At 33.6% G+C, this 21150-nt stretch carries 22 protein-coding genes and 1 pseudogene; 20 read left to right on the plus strand and 3 right to left on the minus strand.

The window, feature by feature from the left end; genetic code table 11:
* Nucleotides 1-275: 275 nt before the first annotated feature.
* Both DT250_RS05710 and ltaS read left to right on the plus strand, forming a co-directional pair.
* The gene (locus tag DT250_RS05710) at nt 276-1901 is read left to right on the plus strand and encodes an ABC-F family ATP-binding cassette domain-containing protein (RefSeq protein WP_000633870.1); all 1626 of its coding nucleotides are present in this window, start codon (nt 276-278) and stop codon (nt 1899-1901) included.
* A gap of 529 nt (nt 1902-2430) precedes the next feature.
* The gene (gene ltaS / locus DT250_RS05715; RefSeq protein WP_149212759.1) at nt 2431-4404 is read left to right on the plus strand and encodes a lipoteichoic acid synthase; all 1974 of its coding nucleotides are present in this window, start codon (nt 2431-2433) and stop codon (nt 4402-4404) included.
* A 68-nt stretch (nt 4405-4472) separates the two neighbouring features.
* Here the strand turns inward: ltaS and DT250_RS05720 are convergent, their stop codons facing one another.
* From DT250_RS05720 to DT250_RS05730, 3 genes are all read right to left on the minus strand, one after another.
* Nucleotides 4473-5141, minus strand: coding sequence for a TerC family protein (locus tag DT250_RS05720; protein WP_149212760.1), 669 nt, complete (start codon nt 5139-5141; stop codon nt 4473-4475).
* A 112-nt stretch (nt 5142-5253) separates the two neighbouring features.
* On the minus strand, nt 5254-5916 hold the full coding sequence (locus tag DT250_RS05725; protein WP_149212761.1) for a DUF3841 domain-containing protein: 663 nt from the start codon (nt 5914-5916) through the stop codon (nt 5254-5256).
* A gap of 184 nt (nt 5917-6100) precedes the next feature.
* The gene (locus DT250_RS05730; RefSeq protein ID WP_060487153.1) at nt 6101-6928 is read right to left on the minus strand and encodes a peptidoglycan-N-acetylglucosamine deacetylase; all 828 of its coding nucleotides are present in this window, start codon (nt 6926-6928) and stop codon (nt 6101-6103) included.
* A 565-nt stretch (nt 6929-7493) separates the two neighbouring features.
* Between DT250_RS05730 and DT250_RS05735 the strand changes: the two genes are divergently transcribed.
* The 18 genes and pseudogenes from DT250_RS05735 (at nt 7494) to DT250_RS05820 (ending at nt 21075) form a co-directional block, all read left to right on the plus strand.
* Nucleotides 7494-7883 carry a VOC family protein gene (locus DT250_RS05735; RefSeq protein ID WP_046954377.1) on the plus strand — a complete coding sequence of 130 codons (390 nt, stop codon included), beginning with the start codon at nt 7494-7496 and terminating at the stop codon, nt 7881-7883.
* Between the two features lie 11 nt (nt 7884-7894).
* A pseudogene (locus tag DT250_RS05740) lies at nt 7895-8080 on the plus strand (cysteine synthase family protein); the annotation flags it as partial.
* A gap of 241 nt (nt 8081-8321) precedes the next feature.
* A complete protein-coding gene (locus tag DT250_RS05745) occupies nt 8322-9005 on the plus strand; it encodes a DNA alkylation repair protein (RefSeq protein ID WP_149212762.1) in 684 nt (227 codons plus the stop codon).
* Between the two features lie 16 nt (nt 9006-9021).
* A complete protein-coding gene (locus DT250_RS05750) occupies nt 9022-9723 on the plus strand; it encodes a nucleotidyltransferase domain-containing protein (protein ID WP_147787709.1) in 702 nt (233 codons plus the stop codon).
* 15 nt (nt 9724-9738) lie between these two features.
* Complete coding sequence (locus tag DT250_RS05755) at nt 9739-10284, plus strand: GNAT family N-acetyltransferase (RefSeq protein ID WP_137015566.1); 546 nt, start codon at nt 9739-9741, stop codon at nt 10282-10284.
* Between the two features lie 34 nt (nt 10285-10318).
* The gene (locus tag DT250_RS05760) at nt 10319-10819 is read left to right on the plus strand and encodes a GNAT family N-acetyltransferase (RefSeq protein ID WP_097908584.1); all 501 of its coding nucleotides are present in this window, start codon (nt 10319-10321) and stop codon (nt 10817-10819) included.
* Nucleotides 10820-10834: 15 nt separating this feature from the next.
* A complete protein-coding gene (locus tag DT250_RS05765) occupies nt 10835-11356 on the plus strand; it encodes a DinB family protein (protein WP_149212763.1) in 522 nt (173 codons plus the stop codon).
* A gap of 69 nt (nt 11357-11425) precedes the next feature.
* Nucleotides 11426-12364, plus strand: coding sequence for a DMT family transporter (locus tag DT250_RS05770; protein ID WP_087980770.1), 939 nt, complete (start codon nt 11426-11428; stop codon nt 12362-12364).
* 56 nt (nt 12365-12420) lie between these two features.
* On the plus strand, nt 12421-12831 hold the full coding sequence (locus DT250_RS05775) for a GNAT family N-acetyltransferase (protein WP_088063933.1): 411 nt from the start codon (nt 12421-12423) through the stop codon (nt 12829-12831).
* A gap of 309 nt (nt 12832-13140) precedes the next feature.
* Nucleotides 13141-14331 carry a DUF418 domain-containing protein gene (locus DT250_RS05780; RefSeq protein WP_147787705.1) on the plus strand — a complete coding sequence of 397 codons (1191 nt, stop codon included), beginning with the start codon at nt 13141-13143 and terminating at the stop codon, nt 14329-14331.
* Between the two features lie 189 nt (nt 14332-14520).
* Entirely contained in the window at nt 14521-15132 is a 612-nt protein-coding gene (locus tag DT250_RS05785; protein WP_137015480.1) for a hypothetical protein, read from the plus strand.
* Nucleotides 15133-15152: 20 nt separating this feature from the next.
* A complete protein-coding gene (locus DT250_RS05790; protein WP_149212764.1) occupies nt 15153-16400 on the plus strand; it encodes a glutathionylspermidine synthase family protein in 1248 nt (415 codons plus the stop codon).
* A gap of 324 nt (nt 16401-16724) precedes the next feature.
* Nucleotides 16725-17525, plus strand: coding sequence for a BA2930 family N-acetyltransferase (gene aacC, locus DT250_RS05795; RefSeq protein WP_149212835.1), 801 nt, complete (start codon nt 16725-16727; stop codon nt 17523-17525).
* Between the two features lie 12 nt (nt 17526-17537).
* Nucleotides 17538-18227 (plus strand): phosphopantothenoylcysteine decarboxylase domain-containing protein, encoded by a 690-nt coding sequence (locus DT250_RS05800; RefSeq protein WP_048566190.1) that lies wholly within the window; start codon nt 17538-17540, stop codon nt 18225-18227.
* Nucleotides 18228-18364: 137 nt separating this feature from the next.
* Nucleotides 18365-18838 carry a tetratricopeptide repeat protein gene (locus DT250_RS05805; RefSeq protein ID WP_137036125.1) on the plus strand — a complete coding sequence of 158 codons (474 nt, stop codon included), beginning with the start codon at nt 18365-18367 and terminating at the stop codon, nt 18836-18838.
* A 12-nt stretch (nt 18839-18850) separates the two neighbouring features.
* The gene (locus DT250_RS05810) at nt 18851-19906 is read left to right on the plus strand and encodes a hypothetical protein (protein WP_149212765.1); all 1056 of its coding nucleotides are present in this window, start codon (nt 18851-18853) and stop codon (nt 19904-19906) included.
* A complete protein-coding gene (locus DT250_RS05815) occupies nt 19899-20384 on the plus strand; it encodes an NUDIX hydrolase (protein WP_098091684.1) in 486 nt (161 codons plus the stop codon). The genes DT250_RS05810 and DT250_RS05815 overlap by 8 nt, the downstream gene beginning before the upstream one ends.
* Nucleotides 20385-20550: 166 nt before the next feature.
* Nucleotides 20551-21075: a ribonuclease FAU-1 family protein gene (locus DT250_RS05820; protein ID WP_149212766.1), complete on the plus strand. Its 525-nt coding sequence runs from the start codon at nt 20551-20553 to the stop codon at nt 21073-21075.
* Nucleotides 21076-21150: the final 75 nt, after the last annotated feature.

Below are 21150 nucleotides of genomic sequence, written 5' to 3' on the forward strand. Positions count from 1 at the left end.
AAGTGAGCGATAAACATTATGCTCCAATTATAAATATTTTGTTCAAAATAACTCCTCTTTAAATTGTGAAATTTGCTTCTATATAATATTGTTTCGTTAAAAAACAAACATTTTATTCAAGGTAGAAAAGGGATGAATAGCAATCAACCGTTGCTATTCATCCATCTTCTACTATATAATAGCTATAGTCTACAATAATTGAGTCGTAATATGCGATTTTTTAAGACAATCGGTGAGAAAACGCTGAAATAAGCGGTATTAGTAGGAGGACACAAATGATTACAGTAAGTAACGTTAGTTTGCGTTTCGCGGATCGCAAATTGTTTGAAGATGTTAACATAAAATTCACGCCAGGTAACTGCTACGGTTTAATCGGAGCAAACGGTGCGGGTAAATCAACATTTCTAAAGATTTTATCTGGAGAAATCGAACAATCAACAGGTGATATACATATTACGCCAGGTGAGCGTCTAGCAGTGTTAAAACAGAACCACTTCGAATATGAAGAGTTCCCAGTATTAGAAACAGTAATTATGGGTCACACGCAACTTTATAAAGTAATGCAAGAGAAAAATGCCATTTACATGAAAGAAGATTTTAGTGATGAAGATGGTATGCGTGCTGCTGAACTTGAAGGTGAGTTCGCTGAGCTTAACGGTTGGGAAGCAGAATCAGAAGCTGCAATCCTTCTTAAAGGTTTAGGTATTGGTGAAGATGTTCATGATAAGAAATTGTCAGAATTAACTGGGGCAGAGAAAGTAAAAGTATTACTTGCTCAAGCATTATTCGGTAAACCTGACATTCTATTACTAGATGAGCCTACCAACCACTTGGACTTAAAAGCGATTCAATGGTTAGAAAACTTCTTAATGAACTTTGAAAATACAGTAATCGTTGTATCCCATGACCGTCACTTCTTAAATAAAGTTTGTACGCATATGGCTGATCTTGATTTCGGTAAAATTCAACTTTATGTTGGTAACTATGACTTCTGGTATGAGTCAAGCCAATTAGCTTTAAAATTAACACAAGATGCTAATAAGAAAAAAGAAGAGAAAGTAAAAGAGTTACAAAACTTCATTGCACGCTTTAGCTCAAACGCATCTAAAGCGAAACAAGCAACTTCTCGTAAAAAATTATTAGATAAAATTACATTAGATGATATTAGACCATCATCACGTCGTTACCCATTTGTTGGCTTTACACCTGAGCGTGAAATAGGAAATGACTTATTAACTGTTGAAGGTCTTTCTAAAACAATTGATGGTGAAAAAGTGTTAGATAATGTGTACTTCACTTTAAATAAAGGTGATAAAGTTGCATTTATCGGTCGTAACGATATTGCGATGACAACATTATTTAAAATCCTTATGGGTGAAATGGAGCCAGATAGCGGTTCATTCAAATGGGGCGTTACAACATCTCAATCTTACTTCCCAAGAGATAACTCTAAATACTTTGAGAATAGTGACTCCAACTTAGTTGATTGGTTACGCCAATTCTCTCCACAAGATGAGTCAGAAAGCTTCTTACGTGGTTTCTTAGGCCGTATGTTATTCTCAGGTGAAGAAGTTAAGAAGAAAGTTTCTGTATTATCTGGAGGCGAAAAAGTTCGTTGTATGCTATCTAAAATGATGTTAAGTGGTGCGAACGTAATCACACTTGACGATCCAACGAACCACTTAGACCTTGAGTCTATCACTGCATTAAACAACGGTTTAATCGCATTTAAAGGTACAATGTTATTTACATCTCATGACCATCAGTTCGTACAAACAATTGCAAACCGCATTATCGAAGTAACGCCAAACGGTGTAATCGATAAAGAGGCTACTTACGATGAGTTCTTAGAAAATGAAGAACTTCAAAAACAAGTAGAAGCAATGTACAAAGGTCAATAATAAATGATGAAAAACCTCGCTCTCTTTATGAGAGCGAGGTTTTTTTATAATCTTTTATTTTATGAATTGTGAATAATTATACAGAAATAACTTTAGAGAAGAAAAGACCTTTTGATGTTACATATAGAGAAAGGACTGTATTAAGAATAAACTTGAAATATATGAAGGAATTTAATATACACCGAAAAAAACAAATACTATCTATTGTGAATTTCACTATATTACATTAATGTTCCAAAACTGGAGACATATTTATTTGCGAAGCAGTAAATAAAGGTTTATAGTATGTGGAGTCATAATTAGTGGATGAGACTTGGGAGAAAACAGAAAATGTTACAAATTTATTTTATTAAATAGAAACCAAGGTCAAAATGTCTAGAAAGAAATAGTTGAATAAATACTAGCTTCAAATTATAATTACTAATATTCTTCATTTAGTTAAACAAACAAAATCTATTTGAAGATAAAAAATTGAATAGAGACAGACTTATAAAAAAATAAGCCTTGGATGATCAAAAGAGGTGGAGAGATGAAGCAATTACTATTAAAGAGTAAGCGAGTGTTAAGCAATCACTTTGGATTTTTCGTGTTTGCCATTATTTTATTCTGGTTAAAAACATACGCAGCATATGTGACAGAATTTAATTTAGGGATATCCAACACAATCCAAAAGTTTTTACTGTTTTTCAACCCGTTAAGCTCAGCAGTTTTATTTTTAGGGCTCGCATTATTTGCAAAGGGGAAACGTGCTTACATTTGGTTAATTGTTATTAATTTGTTAATGTCTATACTGTTATACGCAAACGTAGTATATTATCGCTTTTTCAGTGACTTTATTACGTTCCCGACATTAACACAAACGAATAACTTTGGAGATTTAGGTGGTAGTATTTTTGCATTGCTACACGCATATGATCCACTATATTTCCTAGATACAATCATTTTAATTGTTTTAGTTGCAACAAAATTTGCAAATCCAAAACCAATTCGTGTTGCGAAACATAAATTATCACTAGTATTTGTAGCAGGTATTTTATTATTCAGCATTAACTTAGGTCTTGCAGAATCTGATCGTCCTGAATTATTAACAAGAACATTTGACCGTAATTATATTGTGAAATATTTAGGGGCATACAACTATACGATTTATGATGGCATTCAAAGTGCGAAAGCATCAACAGAACGAGCGTTAGCTGATGGAGATAATATGACAGAGGTTAGAAATTATCTTGCATCAACATATGCAAGTCCAAATCCTGAGTACTTTGGTAAAGGAAAAGGAATGAACGTAATTTATATTCATTTAGAATCATTCCAAAACTTTTTAATTGATTATAAATTAAATGGGCAAGAAGTTACACCGTTCTTAAACTCATTTACAAAAGATGCGAATACGCTATACTTTGATAACTTCTTCCATCAAACAGGACAAGGTAAAACATCTGATGCTGAGTTCATGCTAGAAAACTCAATGTATGGGTTACCGCAAGGATCTGTTTTTACAAATAAAGCTCATAACACGTATCAATCAGCACCAGCTATTTTAGGTCAACAAGGATACACATCAGCTGTATTCCATGGTAATTACAAAACGTTCTGGAACCGTGATGATATTTATAAATCATTTGGTTTCAATAAATTTTTTGATGCGTCATACTATGATATGAATGAAAAAGATGTAGTAAACTATGGATTAAAAGATAAACCGTTCTTTAACGAATCAATTCCGTTATTACAAACATTGAAACAACCGTTCTATACGAAGTTCATTACGTTATCGAACCATTTCCCTTATCCAATTGATAAAGCGGAAGCAACAATTGAACCAGCGACTACAGGTGATTCATCAGTAGATACGTACTTCCAAACAGCACGTTATTTAGATGAGTCTGTAAAAGGATTTTTGGATTACTTGAAACAATCTGGTTTATATGATAACTCAATTATCGTTATGTACGGTGATCATTACGGTATTTCAGATAACCATGGCGCAGCAATGTCACAAATAATGGGTAAAGAAATGAACTCATTTGAAAATGCACAACTGCAACGTGTACCATTAATCATTCGTGTTCCAGGAATGAAGGGCGGCGTACAACATCAATACGGCGGAGAAATTGATGTTCTTCCGACACTATTACACTTACTAGGTACAGATACGAAAAATTATGTCCAGTTCGGATCAGATTTATTATCACCAGAGCATAAACAAGTCGTTCCATTCCGTAACGGTAACTACGTAAGTCCAACAGTGACTGCACTAAACGGCAAATACTATGATACAGCGACTGGTAACGCTGTTGAATTAACAGACGAAATAAAACAAAATGAACAAATGGTTCAAAAATCACTAAAATACTCTGACCAAGTCGTAAACGGAGACTTATTACGATTCTACACACCGGAAGGTTTTAGACCAGTAGATCGTTCGAAGTACAACTATAACCATCGTGATAAAAATAAAACGAAGGTAAAGACGACTGAAGACGGGGAAACGAAATAAATATTAAAGAGCGCTACTCATTTGAGTAGCGCTCTTGTTTGTACATATAACGTTGTCATTATATAGAATTATCTTTCGTTTTTTGTTTTTTGTTTCATCTTTCCAAAGAATACTACACCGGCAATGATAATAATGATAAATGCCCATTTTATGAAAGGATTACTTTCGAAAAATCCAGCGAACCATTTCTCATCTACAATCATTTTTGCAGCAGTATAAGCTAAAACAGCTGCTCCAATCGTAATGATGACAGGGAATCTATCCACCCATTTTAAAATTAAGGTACTGCCCCATACTACTACTGGAATAGATACTAATAGTCCAATGATTACTAAAGAAAAATTACCATGCGCAGCTCCTGCAACAGCGAGAACATTATCAATTCCCATTAATGCATCAGCTATAATAATAGTTTTAATAGCAGACCAAAATCCTTCTTCTGCCTTAATATCATGATCTTTACCTTCAGCAATTAATTTGTAAGCGATCCATATAAGGAGTACACCACCAATTAGAAGTAGCCCTGGTATTTTTAATAACCAAACGACAACTAAAGTAGCGAGGGCTCTAATCGCGATTGCCCCGATAGTTCCCCAAATAATAACTTTCTTTTGCTGATCTTTCGGTAATCGCCTTGCTGCTAACCCAATTACAATGGCATTATCACCGGCTAACACTAAATCAATTACAATGATGGCAAGTAAGGCAGATAAATATTCGGTTGTAAGAAAATCCATATACACATCACTCCTTAAGAGTAATATGTGCTAAAGTGTTGATAATATAAAAAATAGGATTGAATTTGTATACTCAATCCATAATTTCTTACTGTATTTTGATATATATGTTTTAATTCCGTATAAGTCGCTTTTGCAATTTTTTTTGCTTGTCGTTTCTTTTTCTTAATTTTCGATTCATCTTTTTGATACGATTTTCTTTTCTATTATCCCAGTTATCACTTCTGATTTCATTAATAGATTTATCTTCCTTAGCACGAAAACGTCTGACTTTTTTTACAAAGGAAAGGGGGATTTTGCCGATAACACCTTGTTTTTCTAATGAGGCCTCTTTACCTTTATACCAATCAGGATGAGATAATAAATAGTCGAAGTCGAATATTAATCTGTACTCTTCATCCATAAAAGTAAACCAGTCTTTTAATGTTCGTTTATTTGTTTGATGAAAATACATAGAGCTAGCAGTCATGGCACAACACCAGTAACTAATATCACTCCATAGTACCCATTTATTCGGCACATCAAGTGTTAAAATTACCATTTTTAAATTTTCTCTACCCCAGGCTTTAGCATTTCGATCTGGATAATTATTTGCTTCCCAGACCCAAATAGGATAGTTACCTTCGTAGTGGGGTAATCTTTTTTTAGCTACACGTACCATCCAATCGTATGAATATATAAAATCGGGATCGATGTTTTCTTTACTTCCTTCTAAATAACCAAGTTTTTTAAATTGTTTCCATGCTGTTTCAGTTTGAACTGTATATACTATCATGTGACACCTACTCATTTAAACTAGCCTATAGTATAACATGATATGTTTTTAAGTTAAATTAATGTGATTCTTAATTTCTATTCATATAAGGGAAGGAGGGAGTTGAATTGAATATACGAGAAGTAATACCCAATGCGATAAAAAAAGACTCAATAACCTACTAGAGGAAATAGAGTCTTTTTCATTACATACGATTATCGTGCCAGAAGTTTAATGGGAAGTGTTCGTTCTCACTATAACTTTCTAATTCATATCCTTTTTCTTTCAGCCCCTTAATAATTCCAGGTACTGCTTTAACGGATTGTGGATGAATGTCGTGCATAAGAATAACTTCTGTCGGTTTGTTAGCACCATTTAGAACGTTTTCGACAATTTTAGCTGATGCAGCGTCAACAGGCATTTTGTTATATTTCCAGTCTAAAGAATCAATTGTCCAATCCCAAACTTTCAAGCCATTTTCTACAACTTTGTTACGAAGAGCTTCGTTTAATCCTGGCATTGAACCGTAAGATGGACGAGTTAATACTGGTGATTTACCTAGAACGCCAGCGATTAAGCCTTGGTCTTCCTTCATTTCATCTACGTAATGACCTTCTGTGTAAAGTTTCTTGTAGTTATGAGTCATACTGTGCATCCCAACGTAGTGGCCTTCAGCATCTTCACGTTTTACAAGATCAGGGAATGCTTTTACGTTTGAACCAATTAGGAAAAATGTTGCTTTTGCATTTTCTCTCTTTAACATATCTAAAAGCTCAGCTGTGTATTTTCCAGGACCATCATCAAATGTTAAATAAGCGACTTTTCTAACTTGCCCGTTATATTGTTTTGGAGCTTCTTTCGGTGCAAGAGATGATTGAATTTCGCTTACAAGTTGAACAGATTTTGCTTCATCCTCTGTACTTGCTAGAGCAATATGTGCTGATCCTAAAGCTGCTTCGTATGTAAATAATACCCCCGCGCAAATCAACATAGCCCTTTTTACTAAAGTTGTCATTCGAATTCCATTGTGCATAATTTTCCTTCTCTCTATAAAAGTTCTACTCTACTATATTAGCAATTATAGGGAGGTAATTGCAAAAAAACTTTTTTACAAGTGCAAAAAAGTTTGTTCAAAAATATGCAAGATTTTGTATCAATTGCAGTCTTGAAAAAACAGGGTGATTTTAATGTTTATTATGAAAATTTTCAAGAATCAAATTTGGTTCTTCTAATAATGATGTAGGTGGTTTTTAGGGGAATCGATATCAAAATGAAAGGGGACTAATCATACTTTCGTAGCATTTCATTTTCATTCCAATTATTGATTCGAATATTTTTGTTTTCTATTAAAATATTGGTATAGAAAAAATTAAATTTTGGTCTGGGGAACATTTGATATTATCGGAAGAACTATTTATTTCATCTCAATATTTACATAACTACTTTTATATGAATTTAATACTAAAGACCTACTATTTATAAACTAATAGGTCTTTCAACTTAGGTAGTTCTCACACTAATGAGGGATATGAAAGGAAATATATGTAACCTATAATGATTACTATAAAGCTTTGGAAAATGAAAAGGAGGAGTTTTGCATGAAGAATTGGGTTCAATTTAGAATGGCAAGACCAACAGATAAATTTGAAGAAGTTATAAGTTTTTATGAGACGGGGTTAGGATTAAAGCGTATAGGAGAATTTCACAATCATGAAGGATATGATGGAGTTATGTTTGGATTACCGGATGCCGAGTATCATTTGGAGTTTACAACGCATGTTAATGGAAGTCCATGTCCGGCACCGACAAAAGATAATTTACTAGTTTTTTATATGCCTAATAAAGATGAAATTGAAAAAATAGTGAATCGATTAAGTAATATGGGCTATCATGAGGTAGAACCAGAAAATCCGTATTGGATAGAGAAAGGGACCACAATAGAGGATCCAGATGGTTGGAGAATTGTACTTATGAACGCATTTGAATAAAGAAGCTCTTTTTGTATGAAATAGCACGTTTTTATAATGAAACTGGTATGAAAATAGGGACGTCTGCGGCAGCGAATTTATTAGCTGCTAAACAAATTGGAAAAGAAAAAGGTGCGAATTTTAATGTAGTTACAGTTTTTCCGGACGCAGTGTCTATAGAAGAGTGGTCAGATGTAAAGAGCTTACAACAAATATAGAGAAAATCGAATAAATAAAAGTTCTTTCATATTCTATTTCTTATACTTTGGAAAATTGATGAAATGAAAACCTGTATATGTAAAATGTACAGGTTTTTCGTGGTTGTGTTAGTTATCTGTAGAAACTTTAAAATTTCACATACCGTATTTAAAGAAATAAATATAGGAAAACTAAAAAGTAATGTAGAATATATCGTACATACATATATGAAGTCAACATAAAAGATAAAGAGGTGGGCATATGTTACTTGAAGAAGTAATGCAGCAACTAGAGAAATATGGAACAGAACAAAATCGTAAAACGTATAAAAACCACGGAGCGAAAGAGCCACTATTCGGAGTTAGTTTTGCCAATTTAAAATTGTTAAAAAAGAAGATAAAAAAAAATCATGATTTAGCAATTTCATTATGGAAAACAAAAAATATGGATGCAATGACTTTAGCAACAATGATTTTAGAACCAAAGCAAGTTACGACAGAACAGCTAAACAAATGGGTACAGGAAGTTGATTATTATTGTTTAATGGACGTTTTGATGACGGCTATTTGTACGTCGCCAATCGCGATAGAAAGAATGGAAGAATGGACAAAGTCTGATGATGAATGGATTGGAAGAGCAGGATGGTCTCTATTAGCAAATATAGCGATTAAAAATAAAACGTTACATGATGAATTCTTCACTCCGTATCTAGAAGAGATTAAAGCAAATATACATAATGAAAAAAATAGAAAAAAAGAAGCGATGAATAGTGCTTTAATCGCGATAGGAATTCGTAATGAAGACTTTGAGAGAAAAGCGATTGAAATTGCACGTGAAATTGGGAAAGTACAAGTTGATCACGGGGCAACGTCATGCAAAACACCAGACGCAGAACCGTATATACAAAAGGCGAGAGAAAGAGCTGAAAAAAAGAAAGTGAAATAAGAAAAGGGGAACGGTTATGAAACCAATGGAAGCAGCACAAAGTATAATTACATCACAATTTCCGAATTGTGATGTAGCTTTACTGGGAGGAAGCGTTGTAAGAGGAGAAGCGACAAAAACATCTGATCTTGACATTGTTATAGTTGATCAAAATTTACCGTCTTGTTTTAGAGAATCTTTCTATAGTAATGGATGGCCTGTTGAAGTGTTTGTACATAATTTTGAAACGTGTAAAACCTTTTTTAAAATGGATTGTGACCGAGGGAGACCTTCGTTACCACAATTAGTTTCAGAGGGTATTGTATTAAAAGGAGAAAATGAAATTGTTGAGAAATTAAAAAGAGAAGCAAATGATTTACTAAATAAAGGGCCAGCTAAATGGACTGAAGAAATGATGAAGCAAAAACGGTATTTTATTACGGATACTTTGGACGATTTTATTGGTGCATCAAAAAGAGAAGAAGAATTGTTTATCGCGAATTTATTAGCTGATTTATTACATGAATATATATTAAGAGTAAATGGGAAATGGCTTGGAAGTTCAAAATGGTTTATAAGGGTACTTAGAAAATATGATGAACATTACGCAGATCAATTTGTAGAGGCGTTCGATCATTTTTATACAACGGGTGAGAAAAGAAACTTAATTACTTTTGTAGAAAAAACGCTAGAACAGTATGGAGGAAGAATGTTCGAAGGGTTTTCTATAGGAAAATAAAAAGGGGATAGCATAATGAATGTACCAATCGTTCAATTAAGAGAACTGACACTAGATGATGTAGAAGAGCGATATCAATGGTCATTAGATAAAGAAGTGACAAATCATTTAGTTGTACCGGATCAATATCCACCGTTCACTCGTGAAGATACGAAAAAGTGGATTGAAGCATGTATAAATCGAAAAAATGGTTATGAACAAAGAGCTATCACTACAGAAAACGGCATACATATTGGATGGGTAGATCTTAAAAACTTTGATAAAACAAATAAAAATGCAGAACTGGGAATCGCAATTGGTAATAAAGAGTATTGGGGTAAAGGATATGGATTAGCAGGTTTATATAGTATGTTACATCTGGCATTCATTGAATTTGAATTAGAAAAAGTTTGGCTACGTGTAGATGAAGATAATTTTCAAGCTAGAAAGAGTTATGAAAAGGCTGGTTTTGTTTGTGAAGGATTAATGAGAAATGATCGATTACGTCAAGGAAAGTTCATTCATCGTTATCGTTATAGTATGTTAAGAGAAGAATACGAATCTATAAATAGTAGTTTATAAAAATATTATGTTAACTTAAAGGGGCTGGAGAAATATGATTCGATTACTTACGAAAGAAGATGCAAAACAATATTGGGAGTTACGTTTACAGGCATTACAAGTAAATCCAGAGGCATTTGTAACAACTTATGAAGAGGCGATTCGTCAAGAAAATCCTATTAAGCGAGTGGAAAATAATTTAACAGCTACTACTAGCTGTACATTCGGTGCTTTTAATGAAAAGAATCAATTAGTTGGAGTGGTTACTTTACTAACAGAAGAGAAAGAGGCGTATAAACATAAAGGTCATATCGTTGCGATGTATGTAGATGCAAGCAATCGAAGAAGTGGTCTTGCACGTGAGTTAATACGAAAGGGAATTGAAAGAGCAAGAGAAATGAGCTTAGAACAATTGAACTTAGGTGTTGTATCTACAAACGAACCAGCAAAAAAATTGTATGAATCAATGGGCTTTAAAACGTATGGGATTGAAAAGAGAGCTATAAAGATGAATGGTGTGTATAGTGATGATGAACATATGGTCTTGTTCTTTTAATAGAGGGAGTTTAGTATGAAAGATCTCCATTTAGAAAAAAATATGAACCCGCAAGTAGCGATTTTGTATGCGACGGTTACTGATACATTTATACGATTGCAAAAGTTAGTAGAAGGTACTGATGTGAAAGAACTGTCCTTCAAAAGGTCAGAAAATAATGAAAATAGTATTGGGCAACTACTTCAGCATTTAGCAATAGTCGATTTACACTGGGTGTACCGTTTAAAAGGAGAGGAAGTTCCACCGACACTTGAAAATAAATATGGACCAATGTTGAATGAAATGGGAGTATTGCCTAGTTTAAGAAAGTATAAATTACAAGAATTAATGCAAGATTATGAAGCGGTGCAACATATGTTTTATGAGGAGTGTATGAAACTAACAGAAAATGATTTAACAAGGGAAGTTTTTTATGAGAAGGGAGAAACTGCGACTATAAGGTGGGGAATATGGCATATAGCCGATCATAATCGGTACCATCAAGCTCATATTAGTCAGTTAAGAAAACTATATAGAGCTAGAATAGATGCGAGATAAAGATTTCGAATTTTAATTATATTTAATTTGTTGTATAGTATAAGAAGAAACTAAACAAGGGGTTTTATAATGAAAGCTATTGCAGTAGGGATATTGGCATCATTTTTCTTTGCCTTTACCTTTGTTTTAAACCGGGCGATGGACTTAGAAGGTGGAAGCTGGATTTGGAGTGCTTCATTACGGTACTACTTTATGGTTCCAATGCTTTTACTTATTGTCATGTATAGAGGGAACTTAAAGCAACTCTTTCAATATATGAAAAATAATCCGAAAGAATGGTTAGTGTGGAGTATCGTTGGATTTGGTCTCTTCTATGCACCACTTAGTTTTGCCGGAGCTTTTGGACCTGGTTGGCTTGTTGCATCAACTTGGCAAATTACGATTGTCGCAGGAATTTTGTTAACACCATTTTTTGCAGTAGATCCATTACATAAAAAACTTCCAATAAAGGAATTAGTTATGTCTGGGGTTATTTTATGCGGTGTTGTACTCATGCAAGTAGAACATGCTTCTTCATTAGGAATTCGAGAAACCGTTTTATGTGTAGTTCCTGTACTTATTGCAGCGTTTGCGTATCCTCTTGGAAATCGAAAAATGATGCAAGTTTGTAAAGGCGAATTAGATGTATTCCAGCGAGTTCTCGGTATGACATTAGCAAGTTTACCATTTTGGTTTTTACTATCTGGTTATGAAGTATCAACAGGCGGATTACCGTCAAGTAGCCAAGTTTTCCAATGTTTTATTGTAGCAGTTAGTTCTGGTTTAATCGCGACAGTACTATTCTTCTTTGCGACAGATCTTGTAAAAGATGATCCACAAAAACTAGCAACAGTAGAAGCAACACAGTCCGGTGAAGTTTTATTTGCGCTAGTCGGAGAGCTTATCTTACTATCTGCGCCAATTCCGTCATCTTTATCTTGGATCGGAATGAGTCTTGTTATTGTCGGAATGATACTACATAGTTATGTAGCGGTCGTTGTGAAAAAAGAAGAAAAAATAACAGCGTAATGAGATTAGCTCTTTATAGAAAGAGCTAATCTTTTTTCATGGAAAGGAATGTAGAAATGAATTTGCAACGCGTGGAACAAATTGTGAAAGATCCAATTTTAAATGTGTTACAGTATGCAGTCGGGCCAAGTGAAACTAGCTTAAAGAAAGCAGTTTTATATTATGAGAGTAATAAAGGGACTTTGTACAGATATGAAGAAGAGGCTTGTATAGGTATTGAAATAATCGGAGCAAATAAAGCGAGAATATGTCACATAGCAGTCGCTCCACAATATCGTAATAAAGGAATTGCGTTACAAATGATAAAAGAAGTAGTAAAAATGCTTCAATTAACTTATATAGAAGCAGAGACAGACAATGAGGCAGTAGAATTTTATGAAAAAATTGGTTTTCAGGTTAAAAGTTTAGGAGAAAGATATCCGGGGATTGAAAGATTTCATGTGTATTTTAAAAATAAAACATATTAAAATCATCTTAGAATATAATATCCGGAATAGGATTTGAAGAAATAGTTCGTTTTATATGTATCCTGCTATTTGTGGACAGTAAAACTCCCACCTCAAAATTTGGCTGGAGTAAGGAAGCTAGGTGGAAGCCCTGAAGCTCGTAAAAGCCCGATTGGTACGGAATAATAATTAGTGGGTGATGAACGAAACCGCCACTGCTTAAAGTTTCACTTTATTTGTTTTAATTTTAATAGCAACTAGTTATTAGTTTTTGACAAAAATGTAAGAAAGGTCGGAATGGTTAGTTGATGCTAAGGAAGGAAGTAAAATATGAGTAAATCAATAAATAATGTAACAATTGAGAAGAAGCGTGCAGTCTCATTAGATTTAGCAAGAGGTACTATGTTACTATTAATCGTACTTGCCCATGCACCGCTTTACTTGTATGCTGCAGATCCTGGAATTATGCATAGGGTGGAAAGCGGAAGTTTCTTTGATCAAATTGTAAACCTTTTTGGTATATTCATAATTGATAACCGTGCAAGAGCGATGTTTGCCGTATTATTAGGCTACGGTTTGGTTCTAGCACTCGAAGGGCAAATATCAAAAGGGAAAAATGAAAATCATGCTGTAAAAATAGTAAGAAGACGCTCTTGGTATTTAATACTGTTTGGGGTTGTGTTAGCAGTATTAATTGGAGGACAAGATATTCTTATGGCCTATGGTATAGCCGGGCTTCTTGTTAGCCCGCTATTAAAGTGTAAAATGAAAACATTAATTCGAACATTTACGATTATCACTATATTGTATATCATTTTTATCCCAATAATATGGGGATTTAATATGCAAGCAATAGGCGATTACGGTTTTTCACCAGATGTTTCAGCAAAAGACACGTATCTAAGTACTACAATGTTACGATTACTTTTCTTTCCTGTTATACCTGTTCTCATCCATTTTATGTTCCCAATTCTTCCTTCGGTAATTCTTGGTTTGTGGATTGCTAGATATCAGTTATTAATAAAACCAGAGCAAAATTTGAAAAAATTATATTATATAACAATTATAGGATTAGCAATTTCCTTAATAGGTGCTTTGCCTCTATCTTTTATAGGGACTTTATGGTATCCAAGTGTATTTACAGCTGGAATGATAAATGGAATCCATATTTTAACTGGAATTGTTGGAGGATTAGCATATGCAACGGGTTTCGGTATAATAGGGAGTAGATTGAAAAATCTAGGGTACTTTAGCCTTTCATTAATTGCTTTGGGAAAGCGCTCATTAACATTTTTTGTTTTGAATGAGGCACTGCTTGTTATACTTTTATCACCTGTAGCATTTGATTTAGGAGGGCATGTAAGTAACGCTCTTGCTGCATTGATAGCTATAAGTATTTGGATATTGTCTGTCATATTAGCTACAATAATGGAGAAAAACAATCTGAATGGACCATTAGAGATTTTATTGAGACGTTTAATATATAAAAATAAAACAATTGAAAGACGACCCAGGTATTAGGTTGTCTTTCAATTTATTATAGTCTATAAATAAAATTATAATCTAATGATAGTTTGTTTTTATTCATGGAATAAAAAGCATAAAATATGCAAATGTGCATCTAAGGTATAGTTTGAAAAAAGTAAGATTTACATTATATAATAAAGGTATCTGGAAAAATATAGATAAAAGAAATTAGGTGTATAACACATGAGAATGGATAAAAGTAAATTTATAAAAATTGCTACTTCAATAGGGGTATCATCTTTTTTATTAACTGGATGTGGCGATTATGAAGAAGATACTGCTCAACAAGAAAGTACTGCTGTTAAAACGGATGGTGGAAAACAAGGAAATGAACAAGAAACTTTACATTGTGATGATAAAACTCCTACCAATGAAAATGTAGAAAATGATGAGTTATGCAAGGAAATTAATCCATCGTTTTCATCGTATAATGAAAACTCACATTTACCGATACTGCCATTCGTAGCGGGATATTTATTAGCAAGCAGAACTTCAAATATGAATTATTCAGCAAAACCCAATGTAATGAAAAAAACGTATGCAAATAATATTATTCCATATCGTGAAAAAGACCAAAGTAGAACTGGTGGCAGCGGTGGTGGAGGATACTACGGTGGAACTAACAGTAACAACAATAATTCTTCCAATAAAGTAGATTTAAACAAACAACAGCCCAATTCCTCAAATAAGGTGACGCCAGATACAAATACGCCGAAATCATCTACTACTCAAACGCCGAAAGTGAATTCTGGTTCAAGTGGAATTGGAAACGCAAAAGCGCCAGCCGGATCATAACACGAAAGGATAATAGGATCATGTATACAGAACAAGAGCAGAAAGAGTATATGAAAGTATGGTTTTCACTTGCGGAAGAGGCTGGTCGGAATGGTTTTACATGGCCGAGTCTATTAGAAAATGAAGAATGGAATCAATATATGGCAACAGGTATGTATCGTATGCCAGTAAAAACTTATACTGCTATTTCAAAAGCGACAGAGGAAGTTATGTACGTGTTATATAGAACGTATCAATATATTGTCAATACAACAGAAGATTTTCAAAAACTAGGATTTCCAGCTGAAACGTGGGAAATTGCGAGAATGAAACATATTGGTTTGTTTTCATATTTTACAAGGTTTGACTTTATCGTAAATGGTGAAGATATAAAGTTAATAGAAGTAAATTGTGACACACCAACAGGTTATTTAGAGCCGTCTGTCGCAAATGAAGTGTTATGCCGTTATCACGACGTGAATCACCCAAATCATATAGAAGAGCATATTGTGCAGGCGTGGGAACAAATTAAACATGACTATAATATAGGTCCTGAAGAGACGATATATTTTACTAGTTATGATTGGCACGATGAAGATCATCAAACAGTTCAATTTTTAAGAAGCTATTGCTTAGATCAATCAACAGACTATATAGGAATACAAGATATCGTCGTTACAGATGATGGTATATATACGCCAAGTGGCGAACGAATCCATTATTTATATAGACTATATCCAATTGAATATTTAGTTTCAGATACCGATAAAAATGGGAAAAGAATTGGACTTCAGCTTTTAGATCATATAGCGCAAGGAAGAGTGAAAATTATTAATCCACCTGCTGCTTTTCTTATGCAAAATAAAAGTGTACTCGCATTAATTTGGCAACTGTTCGAAGAGGGAGTTTTCTTTGAGAAAGAAGAGCGAGAAATCATTCAGAACTACTTCTTACCAACATATTTTACAAATAAACCGTTTATAGAAAGAAATGAATCATATGTTTCTAAACCTTTATACGGCCGTGAAGGCGGAGGAGTATCTATATACGAAAATGATGAACTATTGGCTGAAGATAAAACGAAGTATTACTTTGAACAACGAAAAATATATCAGCAATACATAGAAATGCCTGACTATACAATTGACACATGGGATGGTCCGTATACTGGTAAACTATTAATTGGTTCACACTGTATTAGCGGGAGAGCCGCAGGGTTATTTTTACGTGTAGGCGAGAAAATAACGGGAAACTTATCGATGTTTACAGGGGTTACAATTGAAGGGTAAATGAAACGGAAGAGCTTATCAGTTGTGATGGGCTCTTTCGTTTATATATAGTGTTTGTATTGTTTTGACGTATCACTTTTATTTTTCTTCATACTGAAAAAACGTATGTAATTAAGCAAATTAGTTCAAATAGTAGAAAAGAGAATAAAGTTTTTTTATTTATCTGCTATTATTATTTGAGATCGATATATTGTCATTTGATTATTATGCATGTGAATTTATAACCTTTTTTTGAAGTGACAGAAATGATTAAGTTAAAAATTAAGAAAAATATGATAATATATGTATGTATTAGTTTTAAAAAATGGGGGAACAATCGTGAAAATGAATGACATAGTGGCAAGTACACAATTGCCAAATACAATCAAAACAATTACAAATGATTTAAGAGAATTAGGGTTAGAAAAAGGAATGACGGTTATTGTGCATTCTTCGCTCAGTTCTATTGGCTGGGTATCTGGCGGAGCCGTTGCGGTAGTAGAGGCGTTAATGAAAGTTATTACGGAAGAGGGAACAATTATTATGCCAACTCAATCTTCGGATTTATCTGATCCGAAACATTGGTCAAGACCACCTGTACCTGAAGAATGGTGGCAAATTATTCGAGATAACGTCCCGGCGTTTGAGCCACATATAACACCAACAAGGGCAATGGGAAAAGTAGTTGAATGTTTTCGTACATATCCGAATGTAGTACGTAGCAACCATCCATTAGGAAGTTTTGCTGCATGGGGAAAACATGCGGAAGAAATAACGATGAATCAGTCGCTATCAATGAGTTTAGGAGAGGAATCTCCATTAAGAAAAATATACGATTTAGATGGATACATATTATTAATTGGTGTTGGATATGATTCCAATACGTCTGTACATTTATCTGAAGTACGTACTGGTGCATGTGAGTTAATAAAAGTAGGGGCACCAATTATAGAGAATGGTGCAAGAGTATGGAAAGAGTTTGTTGATATGGATTACGATTCTGATAAGTTTTTAGAAATCGGTGTAGAGTTTGAGCGAAAAGGAACTGTAACAAATGGAAAAATAGGAAATGCAACGTGCCGTCTTATGAAGCAACGAGATATAGTTGACTTTGGAACAGAATGGTTTCGTAAGAAAAATCAGTAAGGGATGGTTACAATGAAGGGGAAAAAGGTATTAATTACGAGTGGTGGTTGTTTAGAGAAATGGGACCAAGTGCGTGGTCATACGAATATGGCAAAAGGAACAATTGGTAGAATAATCGCTGAAGAGTTTATAAGTAAAGGAGCACATGTTATATATTTACACGGTTATTTCGCTGAGAAACCGAACGATGTAAACAATCAATTAGAATTACACCCATTTGAAGGAATTGTTGATTTACAAGATAAAATGAAAAGTATAATTACACATGAAAAAGTCGATGCGGTCATTATGGCAGCGGCTGGATCAGATTGGGTTGTAGACAAAATTTGTGATCAAGATGGTAATGTTCTTAATATGAATGGGAAAATTTCAAGTGATATAGCGCCAATTATTCATTTTCAAAAGGCTCCAAAAGTATTAAAGCAAATAAAAGAGTGGGATCCAGAAACCGTACTCGTTGGCTTTAAACTTGAAAGTGATGTAAATGAAGAAGAATTGTTTGAAAGAGCGAAAAATAGAATGAAAGAATCTAAGGCAAATGTAATGATTGCAAATTCACCACATTCTTTATATTCACGTGGAGCGGTGCACTACGTAATTGGACAGGACGGTAAAGGGAAGTTATGTAATGGGAAAGATGAAACGGCGAAAGAAATTGTCAAAAGGTTAGAGGTACTATGTAATCACATTACTGCTTTATAATTTTAAGTATTTGGATAAGAGTGAATCCGCATAGTATATATAGGTAAGCGAAACTTTAATTTATGGGAATTTTACTTTTACACAAACGTTAACCATTCAAGATGGATACATAAAATAATTGGTGAGGAGTGGATTCTATGGAACATTTATTAAAGCAAGCGATTAAACTAAGAAATGAAAAGAAATATGCGCAATCTAGAGAGATACTAATGGGGTTAACCAATTTTACGCGGGATGCAGAAGTGCTTTTTCAATGTGCCTGGATACATGATGTAATGGGACTTGAAACAGACGCTGTGCCGTATTATGAACAGGCAATTGCAAATGGTCTTGATGGTGAGTCACTTTGCGGTGCATATATCGGTCTTGGAAGTACATATCGTTGTATAGGTGAGTATGACAAAGCAATTACAGTTTTAGAAACAGGTTTGCAGCAGTTTCCGGATAATGACGTGATAAAAGTATTTTTATCATTAGCAAAATATAACGTTAACGATCATGAATCCGCGATGAAATTATTACTTGAAACGGTTATAAAAGTAGACGAAGTTAAAGAATTTGAACGTGCGATTACATTTTATAAAGATCATTTAAACGAGGTTTTTAAATAGAGGAGTGAACGTATGAATGCCACACTATCACGAAGGCGAAAAGGCATTTGGATTGGACTCGTATCTTTCATCTTGTTATCAAACTATTTATTGTATGCCCTTCCGATTGTACCAGCCGCTCCGAAAGAAGTAGTGCTTGGTTCTTTGTTAGATTGTATGTTTGTAATTCCGATTATTACATATTTCTTTATTATTCAAAAAAGATACTCGCTAACGTATATATTTCCTGTCGTAATAGCTGGATATATATTTGCGAGATTTATTATTCCAAGTGACTATTTACAAGCTTTTTCAAACGTTTCTTATATTATAGTTGCGGGAGAAATTGCTTTTGTAGGTCTAGAACTATTCCTGTTGTATAAAATCGTTAAAGTGCTTCCTAATACAATCAAAAGATATAAAGAATATAGAAGAGAATATTCTTCATTTTCTTATGCGATTGATGCAGCGTTTGATGCTACTATAAAAAGAAATAAATTAGTAGATATCATTGTAACAGAGTGTAAGTTAATCTATTATGCATTTTTATCGTGGCATATAAAAGTACCGGAAGGTGAATCCGTATACTCATATCACAAAAAGACCGGTGCAATAGGTGTATATATCATGATCATTCATGCGACCATAATAGAAAGTATTGGTTTTCATTATTTACTTCATCAATGGAATCCAGTAGTAGCATGGATTTTACTTATTTTAAACGCATACGCAATGTTTTATTTTTTAGCTGAAATACAAGCAATGCGTAAAAATCCAATTATTGTTACAGAAGAACGAGTAATCATTCAAATCGGATTAGGAAAGAAAATTGTTATACCATTTACACAAATTGATAAAATTGCGTTTTATAAAGGCAAACCTTTAAAGAAAGAAGAAGAGAAAGAGGTTCTTGACGCAACTGTGATGGAATTTATAAAAGAACCTCCAACATTTGAAATAACGCTAAAAGAGCCAGTGAAAGCACAATTGTTATATGGATTTTCTAAAACAGTAAGTCATGTTCACTTAAATGTTGATGAGGAACGGAAATTTTATGATGCGGTTATAGAGAAGTTGAAGCATGAATAATGCTACTAATTTTCATCGTGCGTTTGGTGTGTATGGCATTTGTATCGAAAACAATAATTTATTAGTAATTGATAAAATTAAAGGTCCATATAGAAATCGTAATGATCTACCTGGTGGTAGTTTAGAAGATGGAGAATCATTATTAGCTGGACTTCATAGAGAGATTAAAGAAGAGACTGGGCTAAATGTAACGGTAGTAAAACAAGTAGGTACAATTGATTTTCAATTTCCATCAAAATTTAATGAGTACACACATGTACATCATATCGCAGTTTTTTACTTTGTAGAAAGGTGCGGAGGTGAATTCAAAGTACCGGAACAATTTGAAGAGCAAGATTCATTAGGAGCTAGATGGATTCCAATAGAAAGTATTACTGAAGATAATTCATCTCCTCTTGTATGTAGTGCTGTAGAGTGGTTAAAAGAATCTAAGTTCAGTTTAGAAGTAAAGGCTTACAAATCATGGGTTATAAAATAATAATAATACTGGAGTTCCTTCTAATTTAGAAGGGGCTTTTTTGTGAAGTAGAAAATGAGATTATATAAATATTAACTTAAAAAAATGAATGAATTGACTGGACGCTTTCTTAGTGGAAATATAAAGGGATATAATGAAAGAACTAAGATAAAAGGGGAAATAAAAAATGAGTTGCTTACGTACGTCAGACATTGAAATTATTGAAAGAAAAATCCGATATGATGGTACAACCATAGATCATGCTTGTTTACTAATAGAAGCGCAGCAGGACAAAATTATTTTATATCATGAAGTACAGTATTCTTTTACAATGGCAGCAAACGATAAGAAGTTAACAATCCCGAAAGGAAGTTATACAGTTGCATATTACTGGGTAAATCTTCCATATAATTTATACGTTTGGAGAGATCAGGATGGGGGGTATCTAGGTTCGTATTTTAATATTGTAAAGAATACATGTATAACGGATGAAGTGGTATCCTTTGAAGATTTAATCCTTGATATTATGATACTTCCAAGTGGAGAATTTTTTATATTGGATGAGGATGAATTACCTGAGTCGTTAGAACAATTTGAAGACGGGTATGTAGAAAAGGCTCTTCATACAGTCAAAAACACAATTCAAGAGTCAATTCCAAAAATCATTTCAGAAACTGCTACTCTTTATAAAAAAATAAATATCGTTCATTAAAACCTAGTTGACTTATCGGAAATATTTGTATAATATGTAGTTAATTCTATAACGTATTGCTGATTGGAGAAACCA

Source organism: Bacillus sp. AR2-1, from assembly GCF_008368755.1.
Lineage (GTDB): Bacteria > Bacillota > Bacilli > Bacillales > Bacillaceae_G > Bacillus_A > Bacillus_A wiedmannii.